This window comes from Kordiimonas sp. UBA4487, from assembly GCF_002389025.1.
Lineage (GTDB): Bacteria > Pseudomonadota > Alphaproteobacteria > Sphingomonadales > Kordiimonadaceae > Kordiimonas > Kordiimonas lacus.
In genome coordinates this window covers 344,028-358,260 of sequence record NZ_DGNR01000003.1, presented here as the reverse complement: position 1 = coordinate 358,260, position 14,233 = coordinate 344,028, and the positions used below count along the sequence as shown (strand labels likewise).

Below are 14,233 nucleotides of genomic sequence, written 5' to 3'. Positions count from 1 at the left end.
GAGTCTCGAGCAGAGAGTTAGTTACATACCGTACTCATCCACGCCGCTAGCCAGCAGACGGGCGAGGCCGAGCACTTTCTTACGAATACGCGGATCAGCGATGCGGTAATAGGCTTCGACAAGCTCTTGCGTTTCCTGGCGCTCGAACGCATCTTCGTCCATTCCTTCGATGGCCGCATTGTACCCTGGTAGTTTGGTTTCCGCCCCTTCAAAGAAGTAGGCCACAGGTACATCAAGGGTTGTAGACATTCTAAAAAGACGACTGGAGCCGATGCGGTTGGTGCCGCGCTCATACTTCTGCACTTGCTGGAAGGTTACACCCAATTCGTTCCCCAATTGAGTTTGTGACAAACCCAACATTTTGCGACGCGCACGGACGCGTTGCCCAACATGTACATCAATTGGATCAGGACTCTTATTCATTATACTCTCTCTCTGGTGATTGGCTTTAATCATTATAGATTGCAGCTATTTCGATCACTAGCACATTGTCTAAGCACCGAGGCCCCGACAGCTGGATTCCAATTCTGAAGAATACCATGGCCGACAATTACATATAAAAATCAAAGACTAATTATTTCGCCCAAAAAGTGCGAAAAGGTTTATCAATCCTTAATATAGCTGACACATTAGCCATTCCCCACGGGGAAATTTCATTTTTTACGCGAATCACCACTCTCTTATGCAAGTGACTTTTCTACCAACTCCCTAACATCGTCGCTCAGGTTTGGGGCCTTAAGAACAGATGTCAGAGCATCCTTCATAAAACCTCGGCGCGGCTCTTCGACACGCCCCCAGCGGCCCAGCGGCGCCACAAGGCGCGCAGCTGTCTGCGGATTGATTTCATCAACTTTGGCGATCATTTCGCCAAGAAACCGATAGCCTTCACCACTTTTCTCATGGAAGCGCACCTGATTGAGCATTGAGTAGGTCGATATCAACGATCGCAGCCGATTTGGGTTGTTGAAGGTGAATGCTTCATGCTCGGTCAGCGCCCGAACCCTGGCTACAGTATCCGGCCTTTTGCTTTGGGCCTGAACGGCAAACCACTTGTCAATCACAAGGTCATTCTTCTGCCACTTGCTATAGAAATCAGCCAAGGTCTGGTCTCTGAATGCAAAATCGCTGTGCGCAATCAAGGTCAGAGCTGCCATGCAGTCTGTCATGTTATCGGCTTGGGCATAATGTGCCTGTATGATGGCCTCTCCATCAGGCAGCAACGCAATATAGGTCAGAAGCATATTCCGCAATCTGCGCGCAGCTTTTGCCGATTGATCCAGCGTGTAACCGTGCCCGGCTGTCAGGCTGTGATAAAGCGCGATGATCTTTTCCGACGACGCACCAGCAAGCGCCTTGGCCAAGGCCTCGCGAGCAACGTGCACCCGCTCTGGCATCAATACATCCAGTTTCTGCCCCAGGGCGATCTCACTCGGCAAAGCCAGAAGCTCCGCAATCAAAGCCGGGTCAGTATCCTTGTCTTCCAGGTGCCCTACAAAGACCTGCTGCAACAACTCAGGCAGGTGCCCCACGCCATTCGTCTCGACTTGTTTCACCAGATGTCGACTGAATAGGTCCTGCGAAGCTTCCCATCGAACGAAGGCATCGCTATCCTGCACAGCAAGGAAAGCCAGTTCATCATCGCTGAGATCATGATCAAGGACCACAGGCGCACTAAACCCGCGAAGGATGCTCGGCACGGTACCTTCAGGAACATTCCTGAAACGGAAGGACTGCCGTGCATTCCTGAGATGCAGAACACATTCGGAAGCGCTCCAGACGCCGTCTCCCTCAATTTCACCTGTGACGTCACCGCCGTTAGGGCCGATCAGACCCACCCGGACAGGCATATGGTACGGCAGTTTGAGCGCCTGACCTGGGCTAGCTCCACATGACTGCTCAAACGTCAGGATTAGGTCTTCTCCGTCCCTTTCGCGCCGCACGACCACTTTCGGCGTGCCTGCCTGTGAATACCACAGGCGAAACTGCTTCAAATCAACGCCGCTGGCATCTTCCATCGCAGTCGCAAAATCTTCACACGTCGCCGCCTGACCATCATGGCGTTCGAAATATAGGTCCATGCCCTTGCGGAAGGCCCCTGGTCCGATGATGCAATGCATCATACGAATGACCTCTGCGCCTTTATTGTAGACAGTAGTGGTATAGAAGTTATTGATTTCTATGTATTTTTCTGGGCGAACCGGGTGCGCCAACGGTCCTGCGTCCTCTGGATACTGCAGCATTCTAAGGACACGCACATCATCCAGGCGTTTCACCGCCCGAGAGGTCATGTCACTGGAGAATTCCTGATCCCTGAAAACGGTGAGGCCTTCCTTGAGGCTCAGCTGGAACCAATCCCGGCAGGTAACGCGGTTGCCGGTCCAGTTATGGAAATATTCGTGTCCAATCACGCCTTCAACGTGGTCAAAGTCAGCATCGGTCGCCGTTTCTGGGCTAGCCAGCACATACTTGGTGTTAAAGACGTTCAGGCCTTTGTTTTCCATGGCCCCCATGTTGAAATCCGACACAGCCACGATGTTGTAGACATCAAGATCATATTCAAGCCCGTATACCTCTTCGTCCCAGACCATCGCTCGCTTGAGCGACTGCATCGCATAGTCGCATTTGTCCAGGTCCCTCTCGGCAACAAAGATATTCAGCTCTACGTGACGGCCGGAAGCGGTACGGAAACTGTCGCTCTGACATGCCAGGTCCCCTGCTACCAAGGCAAACAGGTACGAGGGTTTCAGGTGCGGATCATCCCAAACGGCGAAATGCCGCCCGTTTTCAAGGTCACCGCTTTCCTTCGGGTTACCGTTTGAGAGCAGAACCGGACAGCTCTCCTTGTCGGCTTCGACGCGAACCATGTACCGGGTCAGCACATCAGGGCGGTCCGGAAAATAGGTGATATGGCGAAAGCCTTCTGCCTCACATTGTGTGCAAAAGTTTCCACCAGAAAAGTACAGACCTTCAAGGCGAGTGTTTTGTTTAGGATAAACCTTTGTGATGATACCCAGCTCAAACGTCTTCGGTACGGCCCGTATCTGCAGGAAGTCGGCAGATTTGACAAATTGATCGGCAGGGACCGGCTGTCCGTCTATTTCAAGTGCCAGAAGGTCCATATAGGGCCCGCCGTCAAGCTGGAGGGCGCCTCCTGCATCACCGTGCATCTTGAACAGTGAGCGGGCCTCGACCTCAGCATGATCGTCATGAAGACGAAAGGTCAGGTCGATCTTGTCGATTGTGAAGGCCGGAGCCTTATAGTCCTCGAGCCTTATTTCCTGCTTGGGCGCGGAAGCCGCCGACCTTACATCCACAACTAACCCCGCTTACGGCGACTACGGCCACTTTCAATGGCATAATCCAGCGGCAGTGCTGTGGTATATTTGATCCGCTCCATGGCGAAGGATGAACTTACGTCCGTGAGCTGTACACGCTTGATCAGTTTCTTATAGAAGGTGTCGTATGCAGCCATGTCCGGCACTACCACGCGCATCAGATAATCGATCTCACCGCTCATGCGGTACAGTTCCACCACTTCCGGGAACTCGCAAACAAGGCGGGCAAATTCATCAAGCCAGTCAAAGTTATGTTCGTTGGTCCGGATCGCGACGAAAACGTCCAGTGGGACATTGATCTTGTTACGGTCAACAAGCGCTACCCGGCGGGTGATATAGCCTTCTTGTTCCAAAATCTGGATCCGGCGCCAACAAGGTGTCGTGGACAAACCAACTGCCTCGGCAATTTCAGCTGTGCTTAACGTAGCGTCTTTTTGCAGCAAATTCAGAATCTTACGGTCGATTTCATCCATGACATGTCCTTAAAACACAATAAAGAGAGGCAACTTCGGTCTGTCTTAGCCGATTTCCATTCTAAATAAAAAGCAAATCGACGGAAAAAAACACAAAAAACTGCCTGTAAGCCCGCCCATCTTTTCAAGATTTCGTGATAAGCCTATTTTCCAGACCGGGAGACCAATAAATGATCCAGAGAAATCCGCCCTGCCCCTAACATGACAACCGGCAACAGCGCCGCGATCCATGTTGCGTGTTCAGGGAAATATCCGGGATAGACCAAAAACTGTATTACCAGCGTCATTCCGATAAGACCAAGCGCACCAAAGCGGGCGCCTAAGCCCACCAGCAACATTATCGGCAGGAATGTCTCTGCATAGAGTGCAAGCTGTGCCGCCATTTCAGGATCAATCAGTGGCAGGTCATATTCATCCGCGAACAACATCACTGTTAAATCTGATGGTGTCAGGTACGCGTCTCCAGCCTTCGATCTGCCTGAGAGGTAGAATATCTTTGCAGCCCAGGCCCGAACGAAGAGCAACATATAATCCTGCAACAGGAAGGCGCGGCCAAGCCGGTCAAACAGCGCATGGTATTGCTCCGAAAGATTCTTCAATGTTTTACCTTCTCTTCTTTATTATCGTTATTTTGGTTTGATCGCCCCCCTGTCGATCAATTCTTCGAGCATCGCCGACCCGATCGTTATATCCTTTTGGTCACCGCTCAACTTTGCCAGCGTGCCTGCTGTTTCTGCATCCAGCAATTGGTAGAACACCTGCCCCCCGTGCAACACCAGCAGGATGGTTTGCCCATCGTCTTCAATGTTCAGGTCGTCGGGTGTTATTTGGCCTGACAATGCCTGCCAGAGGTCATAAATGGGGAAATTGCTATCAAGCACGCGCGCATTGTCATGCAAGGCGAAATCCATTCCTGCTTCATGCGCTGCCTGCGCGGCTGTGATATCCTCATAAACCACTGCTTCCTCCGCATTTGCCAGTTCGTGGGTATACCACTCAAGCCGTGCCACATCAGCGAGGTAAGGCACAGATTTGGCTGCCGAGTATATCCCGAAGAAATCTGCCACATCCCGACCATAGGCATAAAGCGCCGCATCAACAGGAGGATATTCAAGCACAAAGTGGCGCAGCGCCTGCCGCAGGAACAATTCACCCACCAACGCCTGACATAACGGGAAAATCCCCAACAATGCTTCGCTCAGGCTCTCTCTGAAATTATTCTGGTGGATGCGCAACCGCGCTGCCGGTCCCAGATGATCATCCTTGATCGCGCCAAGCAGGCTGTCATCTGCCTCCTGCCCCAAGATGGTGCGCGCCATAGACCGCTGTATGTCGCCAAGGTCACCCACGGGTGGCAGCCTGACCGGGCTCGACCATCTCTGACATCAGCTTCTGTGCCTTCTCTGCCTCGACAACAAGCACATCAAGCGTTGGGATATTTGAATCCCATTCAATAAGGGTTGGCCGCGGCCCTATCCGGGCAATAACCCGCTCATAAAGCGTCCAAACGCTGTCGGAGACACGGCTACCGTGGTCATCGATGCGAAGGGTTTGGCCCTCCACGTCCCGCGTCAGGTGTCCGGCCAAGTGGATTTCCCCAACAAGATCAGCCGGAATGCTATCTAGATAAGCCCGAACGTCCCAACCGATATTTTTGCCCGATACATAGACATTGTTCACGTCAAGCAGCAAGCCACAGCCGGTCGCTTCGGCAAGTGCCACCAGGAAATCGACTTCCGGCATCTCATCATCTGCAAATGTTAGGTAGCTGGAAGGGTTCTCGATCAGGATTTTTCGACCTATTGCATCCTGCAGGGCTTTGACATTGCCAGTAACAATACGGAGGCTTTCCTGTGTCATCGGCACGGGTAACAGGTCATTCAGGTATGTATCACCGGCCCGCGACCAAGCCAGATGCTCGGATACCAGCCAAGGCCTGTAGCGGTTGACCACCTCACTGAACCGCTGCAGATGTTTTCTGTTTAGGCCCTCTGCTGACCCAAGTGACATGCCAACACCGTGGATGGAGAGCGGGTAGGTTTCTCTGATTTCTTCGAGGTAACGGTGGTGAGCACCGCCCGGCATCATGTAATTTTCAGCATGCACCTCAAAAAAGGCAAGCGCTGGCTTTGAAGTCAACACGTCATCATAGTGTTGTGATTTCAAGCCAACGCCGACCGGTTTTTGAGCCCCTTTAGCAGCGATATATGCTGGAAATGTCATTCTATCCCCACGCAGTTACTGATCACCGCCATCGGTTATCCTTGTTAGGAACGCTTAGGTTCTTTGGATCCACCTGCAATGCGGTCACACATGCCAGCAGGCACATAGATCCACTCTTCTGGATGGTTATCCATCTTGGCCTGACCTGCGCAGCTGTGCGCAGAGGTCTGGCAATCGTTCATGCCCTTGGCAACCACACCGTAGCACTTTTCTTTCTTGGCTTTCTTGTCGTCAGCTGTGGCAACGCCAGAGGCGGCCGCCAACGCAAATGCCGCTGCACTTGTGGTAATCACTGCAGATTTCGCAAAACGGTTGAGTTTCATCTTAAACTTCCCTTTTCAGTCTTCATAACATCGTTAAGGCGGACACCGGTGCCTGCCTGCGTGGTTCTATATTCGCCGAATGACGCGACAAAGGAAAATAATATGAAATTCACGCTTTGGTGAAATCGGTCAACCCAGCAGCAATCCTCACCTTCCCTCAAGCCCGCCTCATTTAACAGACCACTTGTCGTGGGATATCCAATGACTGGCAAGACCGACCCTCACAGCCTTGCGAGCGGCCCGTTACTTGCTCAAACCTCAGCCTAGCGGCCAGAAAAATCATTTCTGTATTCCCGCATGAAGGTTTGAAGTTTTTCGACACTGGCGATCTGTTTCGCAATGGCACCAAGTTCTCCGCCCGACAGTTCCTGGTCATTGGTCAGCAATTCGAACGCATTGGCAAAATCACCTTCCCGCATCTGCAGTCCGTACCTGCGGCGCGTCTCAATCAGCCCGGCGCGGTCTTCCGTGAAGGTCAATGCAATGGTCAGGCGGATCAGATTCAGGCGCTGCTTGTCATTGAGAGGTTCCTTGCGGCGCCAGCCATCCCCCAGGATACGGCGTACCGTTGATGCCAGCCTCGGCCAGTTTTTGGCGCCCCAATAGATATCCGCGCGAAGATATTCAGCGTTAGCGCCGCGATCACCATCCAGCACCACTTCAGCTTCTTCATAGCGCTCGAGTTCTATCAAGGCCCGCGCCTCTACGTGTCGGCGTGTTGCCTCAATATCCTGCGGCAACCGAGGCTCGCGCGTACCACGCAGGATCTGAAGGGCCTGCTCGGGCTTTTCATCAAGAATATAGATCTGTGCCAATCTGGCAGCAATCGCGGCCCTAGCCGCCCCTTCGGTGCGCACGCGAACCTGGTACTCGAGAAGCTCTGCCGCTCGATCGAGCAAGTCAACTGACACAAGCCGGGAGGCGAGCCGTCTGATCATCAGGTCCCCATCGTTCCCAAGCGGTGTCAGGTCACGAAAATCATAGTAAAGACTGATTGCCGAGATCGGTGTCATAGTGTCTGCGTCACCGTCCAGGAACAGTTTCCGGAACACGGCGCTTGAGCGACTGATCATCTGGCGCTCTGCTGCAAGCTCAGGGAAGTAGGAGATGCCTTGCCGCAACGTCTCCAGCCCCAAGCGGTATTGTTGGGTCTCGAAATACAGTTCGGACAAGTCATCGAGCAATTGAATCTCAAACCGGTTACCGCGCCATGCATAGCGCAAGCGTTCCAATTGATCGATGCCCTGCTGCGGCGTGATGTCGTTCATACGCAAGCTGTATTTGATCCGCGCATATCGGGCTCGGGCCGCAATCCAGCGTTGGGGCACATCTGAAAGGTCTTCATACTGCGTTAACGCAATATCAAGCTGGCCTTGCCGTTCGGCGATGCGCGCACTCTGGAAGACGGATTCAGAAATCTGCTCGCTCGTGAGCGACAGGCCATTCAACAGGTCCAACTCGCGCTGGGCTTGCTCAATGTTGCCAAGGGCCAAGGAGGATCTGATCACCGCAAGCTGTATTTCAGCGCGGTCATAGTCATCATAGGTGCCCATGACATCCTTACCGCGGCGATAATGTTCAAGTGCCTGCTCATAATTGCCGCGTGCTTCCGCCACAAGGGAACGCCAAAGTTCCGCGTCCTGCTCTGCTTCAAGCCCCCGTGCGGAAAGGTCCGCCGCAGCTTCGTCCAGCCGCCCAGCCTTGAAGTTCGCCACGCCACGCACGGCCAGAAATTCACTATTTTCAGTCAGCAGAGGATCTTCATCAAGCATCCGATCCATGATGCCCAATGCCTCTTCACCGCGCCCATGGGCCAGGAAGTAACGCGCCAGTTTCCAACGCACCTCGTTGCGGTCATTGGCAGGGCGCAGGGAAAGTTCATAGAGCAATCGGCTTTTATTCTTCCGATATTCCCAGTCATTACCAATCCGCCAGGCCCGGAAATCAATCAGCCGGTTGAAGTTGCCTCCAACCTGGTCACCAATGCCTGTACCACGCGAAAGCTTCGATGCCGACAGGATATTATTGCCCGCGGACCGGATCGTTACGCCTTCAGCGTATCGCTCAATGGTAACAAAGTCAGACAGCGGCACCACAACAATGCCCTGGGAGGTTTCAAGCACTTGAGATGACGCATAGCTATATTGCTGAGGTAAGCCGCGGCCTTCAAGAAGTGTAGGCACGACGACGAGCAGATCACCAACAGCGGGATCTTCAACCTCGATCTTGCGCCCAAGGTCTGTCGCTGGAATGTGAATTTGCTGCCCTTGAGCACCTTCCGTGCGACGCTCAGGCACCAATGGGAAACGTGGTTTCGCTGGCGTATCCTTGAGGGAAACCAGCCAGTCATTGCGATCCTTTTCCACAACGGTACTCTGATCTGTGCGTATATTGAGACGCATCACCAGGGCATCACGATGCGGTACGACTTCAATATTGCGGATGCGCGGCCCAATAAGAGAGGCATTGGCGCGCAGGTTATTCATCTGAACACCCAACTGGCGGTCAAACACCAGCCAGAGAAAACCACCGCGTTCGAACGCCGCGACCGCGACCCCCTCAGGCGCTTGGAACCGCAGTTTTACACCATTCTCAATCGCAGAAACTGAAACAGGCACAGGTTCGCCTTCTGGCTCAACACCTGTAACTGTTACACCCTGTGTCGGCGGTGTGGTTGTTGCCTGGCTTTCCGGCGCCACGTCCGTAACATTTGTATTGGTGCTTGGGACAGGATCAGTATTCGGTGTACTAACGTCATCTTCGGTTGGGCCGGTAATATCCCGCGTCACGCCATCATCTGAACCAAGCTGCGGTGTGGCACCTGTCGTATCGGTACCCGGTGTTACTGCATCCACACCAGCTGTCCCGCCCTGCTCTGCAGCATCGTCCGACGGTGGCGGCGCTGCGCTGCCATCAGCTGCGGTTTCATCTGGCTGAGGGGCGGGTGCCTGACCGTTGGATTGCTGTGTCGCCTGTGATCCAGGTTGGCTTTCGGCAGGCACTGGAACCTGTGACTGGCTTTGCGGGCCGTCTTCTACGATGTTTTCCGAATAGACATCCACCACCAGATACTGGCCGGAGCGAAAATGACGAACATTGGCGTCCGAGGGCACACTGAAGGTCACAACTGTCTGGCCACCAGAACCAGCGACCCGAGGATTGCGGACCTGTCGCAACTGACTGGCGTTGATGTTGCTCAGGTCAAAACTGATACTGCTTTCTGCTGTAACGGTAACCTGCGTGCCTTGGTGGTCAACGGTGTAGGCAACATTCTCTGGAATGGCAAAAGCCAGACGCGCGAAGGTCGCTTGCTGAGCCCCCTGCACAGGGACGGCCTGCAGGGCCAAAACGGGTGGCGCAGGCAGGACAGCGATCACAACTGCAATCGCGGCAACCCCAGAAAGATATCGCCACTTAGAAAAGGTCATATAATCCTCTATCCCGTCGTTCATCAACGATGATTATATCAATACGTTCAGCCAGATCATACCGCCTCTGCTGCGTAAGGCTACCGGGTAATTGATTGTACCGCGTATCGGCATACCCCAGGACCGCCATCGGTTCGCGATACCCCGCATCAGACAAAATTCCGGCAACAACCCGGGCCCGTGTCAAAGACAGCTCCCAATTCGATCGATACAACTGGTTCGAAACCGGTGTTTGGTCCGTGTGTCCAGCTACCTGTATCTTGTTCCGGAGCTGGATAAGCACCCCTGCCAGGTCCCGAAGGGCCCTGAACCCTTCAGCGTTGGGGATTGCATCCTTGCGTTCAAAAAGCAAACTGGCCGGGACCGATATAATTACCTTGCCTTCGGTTCGCCATACCTCACCATTCTCAAACAACGGAATTTGGCTGAAACGCTGGGACACGACAGCCTCGAGATAGGCCAGGCTCAAACCTTTTGGCTTGGACTGAAGCACTGAGGGCGGCTCTTTATGTTCGGTCGGACTGATCGTCGGCCTGTTGGGGTTGAACTCGTCACTCATCGTCCGCACGACCGCTTTCCAATCCTCGAACCGGATCGTGTTCATGGAAAAAACAAGCACAAAGAACGTCAGCAACAGGGACAGCAAATCAGCAAACGTCAGCATCCAGGCATTCCCTGGGACATGCTTTGCAGCATTGCGTGCGGAATGAGGCCTAGTTGCCATGGCGCCCTCCACCCTCGCCCAGCTTGTTACGGGTATTTCGGTCCAGCGTGCGGGTAAAAACTGCCAAAATCTCGCCTTCCGGGATACCCACAAAGCCGGTGGTGAACACGTCTCGCTCAAGGCCGGATGTCTGCAGATACCGCGCCAGCGCTCCGGCACGGCGGACAGCGACTTCCTGGCTGCGGGTCATTTCTCTGGCAACAGCACCACGGCCAGTTCCAAACATGAAAGCGACTTCCTGCCGCCCCCCACTGCTTACATCCCCAAGCGCCTCAACGAGCTGATCCACGAAAGGCGCCATATCACGCCTGATATTGATAGAACCGGGTTCAAACAGATAACTTTCAGGAAACTGAATTTCAAAGGCACCACCACCTGCTTCAGAAAAGCGTCCCGGAATTTCGAGCTCTGAAAAGAAACGTTGTTGAATGGCCTTAAGGACAGGGTCTTCCGCGGCGGAAGTCGCGGCGCGCGGGTCGATATCTTCGATTTTTGCTTCGCCGCTGCGGGTGAAGGTTTGGTTCACGCTTTCCATGGCCAACGAACCACGGGACGCAGCATGGGTCGACAATGCTGTCAGGATGATAAAAAAGGCCAACAAGATGAGATAAAGCGCAACAAACAACCCCATTGTGTTGTCTGCTCCGAATATCCGCTTGCTATCTTGCTCCTCACTGAACATATGGTCTCTAGCTTTGCCCCAGGTCAGTCGAAGCTTGCCAAAATCGCATCGATTTCAGCTTGGCTGTTACCCTCACCCTCCAACTGCGGGCCGTGAAGCAGATCCGTCTCGTCCTCCACAACACCTTCTTCATTGCGGGTAATTTCTTCTTCAGGGTCTGGCGCGACATAGTCATCGCCGATAGCATCGGCGAGAGCATTCAGCCGTTCCTCAAGATGCGCCAGGGTCCGTGTCACTTTAGTGATGCGCTGGCCTGTGAGGTCCTGGAAGCTTGACGCTTGAAACAAATCCGTCGAAATCTGCGCCAATCGGCCACCAACCTCATCGTCCAACTCGTCCGCGATTTGGCCTACCGCGTCAGCAGCATCCATGATGGCTTCCGCGGCATCTTCCGTGGATTTGACAATAGCATCCAACTGTTCGCCCGCGTCCGGGATATCTCTGTTCGAGAGCGACTTGGGCTGCATTTCTACCAGTTCGCTTTTGGCGGCGTTGATATAGTTGAGAAGTTCGCGCAGCTCGGTTGCTACACTGTCCATATCATCATCATGGGTGGTGCCGCGAACCAGGCTGCCAACCACATGGGTAATTTCGTCAATAGCGATGTTGTCGCCACGGTCCTGCCGTAGCGATGCTGCCCGATCTTCCAAACTCACAACAGTTGCCTGTTTTCCCATTCCGCTACTCCTGCCCCACGAAAACTCAAGATAGGCGGCTACTCCCATATGCCGCCAGTCCCCTTTTAGCGCCCGCCGCCTCGAACCTCGTCAAAATTCGGCGGTTGAACTTGCGTAGCAAGTTCTGTCGTTAAAATCGAAGCCTTCTGAGGCGACATGTTCTCCATCAGGGCTGCAACCTTTGCCGGCTTCATCCGGGTCACAAGGTCGACCTGGGTCTGCAACGCCAAGGCTTCAAACCGGGGCGCCGCATCCTTGGGCTTCATTTTTTCGTATACTTCAACGATCGCATCCAGCTGCTTTTCCTCCACCTCTTCGAAGAGGCGCAGGTGTTTCTTGATCTGGACTTCAAGCTCTTGCAATTGAACAATCTTGTCATTGATCCGCTTTTCGGTGCTCGCCAGCAGCTGTTCCTGCAGATCAAGCTGTTGTTCGCGCGCTTCGAGATCTTGACGGCGCTGGCGTAACTGGGTGATCAATTCCATTTCTTGGGTACTAGGCAGCCCGATGATGGGTGGCGGAGCGGCAGCGGCAGTGGTGGTTGCCGGGTCGTCGGCCCCAGCATTGTCACCTTCAGCCTGTGCCGTATCTTCCTGTGCCTGATTTTCGTCCTGAGCAACAGCAACCATCAGGTCATAACCCGTGTAAAGGCTGACACCCCGCAGCCCGAGAGCCGCAAGGGCAAACAGTATAAGCAATGGGAATAGACGAACCCGACTGTATATCGCGCCACTCATTTTACTGCCTCTCACTCACACACAGGCCACGTCAACGTGCTTCACGCAGGGCGGCCAAAATTTCCTGCTGCTGTTTCTTGTTTGCCTTCGGCTCAGCCGGATCAGCGGCAGCTTTAGCTGGCGCTGAAGGTTTATCACCTGTCAGGCCTTGCTCAATTCTATCTGCAAGATTGTTGCCAGCCTCCGTAATCATGCTCAATTCTTCAGCCATGCTTTTGGCGCGCTTGATTTCAGCGCTCAGCTTTTCATCGGCATCAAGTGCGGCCTGGCGAATGTTGCCGACACTACGCTGGGCGTCCACCACTGCGTTGTTCAAGCTATCAACCAACTGCCTGAGCTGTTCCTGCCCTTCCCGAATGGTAGACAGGCGCCGATATACAATGGTGCACACGACAATCACTGCAATCAGCAGGATCGCCAAAACACCATCGACAATCATTTCAGGTAGGATTTGCATCAATAACTTCCGGAATTGGGGTCGTCTTCAACGTGCAGGCGCTCTGCTGTCTGCCGTATCTGCACGGCAACATGCTGCCCGGCCCGACCGATCGCGCCGCTTACCATAGGAACTTCGCCACATTTTAGCACAACTTCATCATTCGGGCTCTTGTTAAAAAGAATAGTCTGGCCAACTTCGAAATTCATCACATCCCTGAGCGACATGGTGGTTTCGTCCATAATCGCCTGCAGGTCCACGTCAGCACGCCACAGCTCGGTTGCCAAGTGGGTTTCCCAGATGCTGTCACGACCGAACTTCTCACCCATGAACCGCTGAAGCAAGAGTTCCCGCACAGGTTCAAGCGTGGCGTATGGGAACAATACCTCAAGGCGACCGCCGCGGTCTTCCATATCAACTCGAAGCTTGATCAGGATCGCTGCGTTTGGTGGTCGCGCGATCGTTGCGAAGCGTGGATTGGTCTCCAACCGGTCGAACGTGAAGTTCACTGGGCTCAGCGGTTCGAATGCGCCACACATATCCTTGAGAACCACCGAGATCATACGCTCCACGAGCGTTTGTTCAATTGTGGTATAGGGGCGTCCCTCAATCCGCATGGCGGCTGTGCCGCGCCGACCGCCCAACAGCACATCCACGATCGAATAGATCAGGCTGCTGTCAATGGTCATGAGGCCATAGTTATCCCATTCCTCGGCCCGGAAAACAGCCAACATTGCCGGCAGCGGGATCGAGTTCAGATAGTCCCCAAAACGGACAGAGGTAATATTGTCCAGCGACACTTCGATATTGTCGGACGTGAAGTTCCTGAGGCTTGTGGACATCATTCGCACCATACGGTCGAAGATGATATCCAGCATCGGCAGACGCTCATAGGACACCAGCGCGCTATTGATTAGCGCGTGGATGCCCGTCATCTCACCGGAATCACCGTCTCCGTCAAAGCCAAGCAGGCTATCGATTTCGTCCTGATCAAGTACGCGCCCGGGTGACGGGCCTGAGCCATCGTCATCTTCGTCGTCACCGCCGGCGGCCATGGCTTCCCATTCGGCAGCCATCTCATCCTGGTCAGCCGCGTTTTCATCGTCATCATCACCACCAGCCATCGCCGCCCATTCGGCTGCAACTGCTTCGTCGTCAATTTCTTCGTCGTCGGCCATTTTCTACCTTACTCTTT

14 protein-coding genes are annotated in these 14,233 nt (G+C 53.8%); all 14 read right to left on the bottom strand.

Translation table 11 applies throughout. From position 1 onward, the window contains the following. Positions 1–21: 21 nt before the first annotated feature. The 14 genes from B3Z17_RS03010 to fliM all read right to left on the bottom strand — a co-directional run bounded on the left by B3Z17_RS03010 (position 22) and on the right by fliM (position 14,216). Positions 22–423, bottom strand: coding sequence for a helix-turn-helix domain-containing protein (locus B3Z17_RS03010; RefSeq protein ID WP_068145015.1), 402 nt, complete (start codon positions 421–423; stop codon positions 22–24). Between the two features lie 257 nt (positions 424–680). Continuing rightward, positions 681–3,314 (bottom strand): aminopeptidase N, encoded by a 2,634-nt coding sequence (pepN, locus tag B3Z17_RS03005; RefSeq protein WP_286828499.1) that lies wholly within the window; start codon positions 3,312–3,314, stop codon positions 681–683. A 2-nt stretch (positions 3,315–3,316) separates the two neighbouring features. Next, positions 3,317–3,808 (bottom strand): Lrp/AsnC family transcriptional regulator, encoded by a 492-nt coding sequence (locus B3Z17_RS03000; protein ID WP_068305816.1) that lies wholly within the window; start codon positions 3,806–3,808, stop codon positions 3,317–3,319. 143 nt (positions 3,809–3,951) lie between these two features. After that, complete coding sequence (locus B3Z17_RS02995; protein WP_286828498.1) at positions 3,952–4,407, bottom strand: DoxX family protein; 456 nt, start codon at positions 4,405–4,407, stop codon at positions 3,952–3,954. A gap of 27 nt (positions 4,408–4,434) precedes the next feature. Continuing rightward, positions 4,435–5,157: a DNA-binding domain-containing protein gene (locus tag B3Z17_RS02990; RefSeq protein ID WP_286828497.1), complete on the bottom strand. Its 723-nt coding sequence runs from the start codon at positions 5,155–5,157 to the stop codon at positions 4,435–4,437. Next, positions 5,150–6,031, bottom strand: a complete 882-nt coding sequence (locus tag B3Z17_RS02985) for a DUF692 domain-containing protein (protein WP_286828496.1) — start codon at positions 6,029–6,031, stop codon at positions 5,150–5,152. The genes B3Z17_RS02990 and B3Z17_RS02985 overlap by 8 nt, the downstream gene beginning before the upstream one ends. 44 nt (positions 6,032–6,075) lie before the next feature. Continuing rightward, positions 6,076–6,354 carry a DUF2282 domain-containing protein gene (locus B3Z17_RS02980; RefSeq protein ID WP_068305810.1) on the bottom strand — a complete coding sequence of 93 codons (279 nt, stop codon included), beginning with the start codon at positions 6,352–6,354 and terminating at the stop codon, positions 6,076–6,078. Positions 6,355–6,617: 263 nt separating this feature from the next. Beyond that, positions 6,618–9,782, bottom strand: a complete 3,165-nt coding sequence (locus tag B3Z17_RS02975; protein ID WP_286828495.1) for a hypothetical protein — start codon at positions 9,780–9,782, stop codon at positions 6,618–6,620. Further along, entirely contained in the window at positions 9,769–10,506 is a 738-nt protein-coding gene (locus tag B3Z17_RS02970) for a flagellar motor protein MotB (protein WP_082714596.1), read from the bottom strand. Before B3Z17_RS02970 ends, B3Z17_RS02975 begins: the two co-directional genes overlap by 14 nt. Continuing rightward, on the bottom strand, positions 10,496–11,137 hold the full coding sequence (locus tag B3Z17_RS02965; protein ID WP_139167439.1) for a hypothetical protein: 642 nt from the start codon (positions 11,135–11,137) through the stop codon (positions 10,496–10,498). Before B3Z17_RS02965 ends, B3Z17_RS02970 begins: the two co-directional genes overlap by 11 nt. A 74-nt stretch (positions 11,138–11,211) precedes the next feature. Beyond that, the gene (locus B3Z17_RS02960) at positions 11,212–11,865 is read right to left on the bottom strand and encodes a protein phosphatase CheZ (protein WP_286828494.1); all 654 of its coding nucleotides are present in this window, start codon (positions 11,863–11,865) and stop codon (positions 11,212–11,214) included. 65 nt (positions 11,866–11,930) lie between these two features. Continuing rightward, positions 11,931–12,602 (bottom strand): MotE family protein, encoded by a 672-nt coding sequence (locus B3Z17_RS02955; RefSeq protein WP_286828493.1) that lies wholly within the window; start codon positions 12,600–12,602, stop codon positions 11,931–11,933. Between the two features lie 31 nt (positions 12,603–12,633). Beyond that, the gene (locus B3Z17_RS02950; protein ID WP_286828492.1) at positions 12,634–13,059 is read right to left on the bottom strand and encodes a DUF6468 domain-containing protein; all 426 of its coding nucleotides are present in this window, start codon (positions 13,057–13,059) and stop codon (positions 12,634–12,636) included. Beyond that, positions 13,059–14,216, bottom strand: a complete 1,158-nt coding sequence (gene fliM / locus B3Z17_RS02945; protein WP_068305794.1) for a flagellar motor switch protein FliM — start codon at positions 14,214–14,216, stop codon at positions 13,059–13,061. The genes B3Z17_RS02950 and fliM overlap by 1 nt, the downstream gene beginning before the upstream one ends. Between the last annotated feature and the right edge of the window lie 17 nt (positions 14,217–14,233).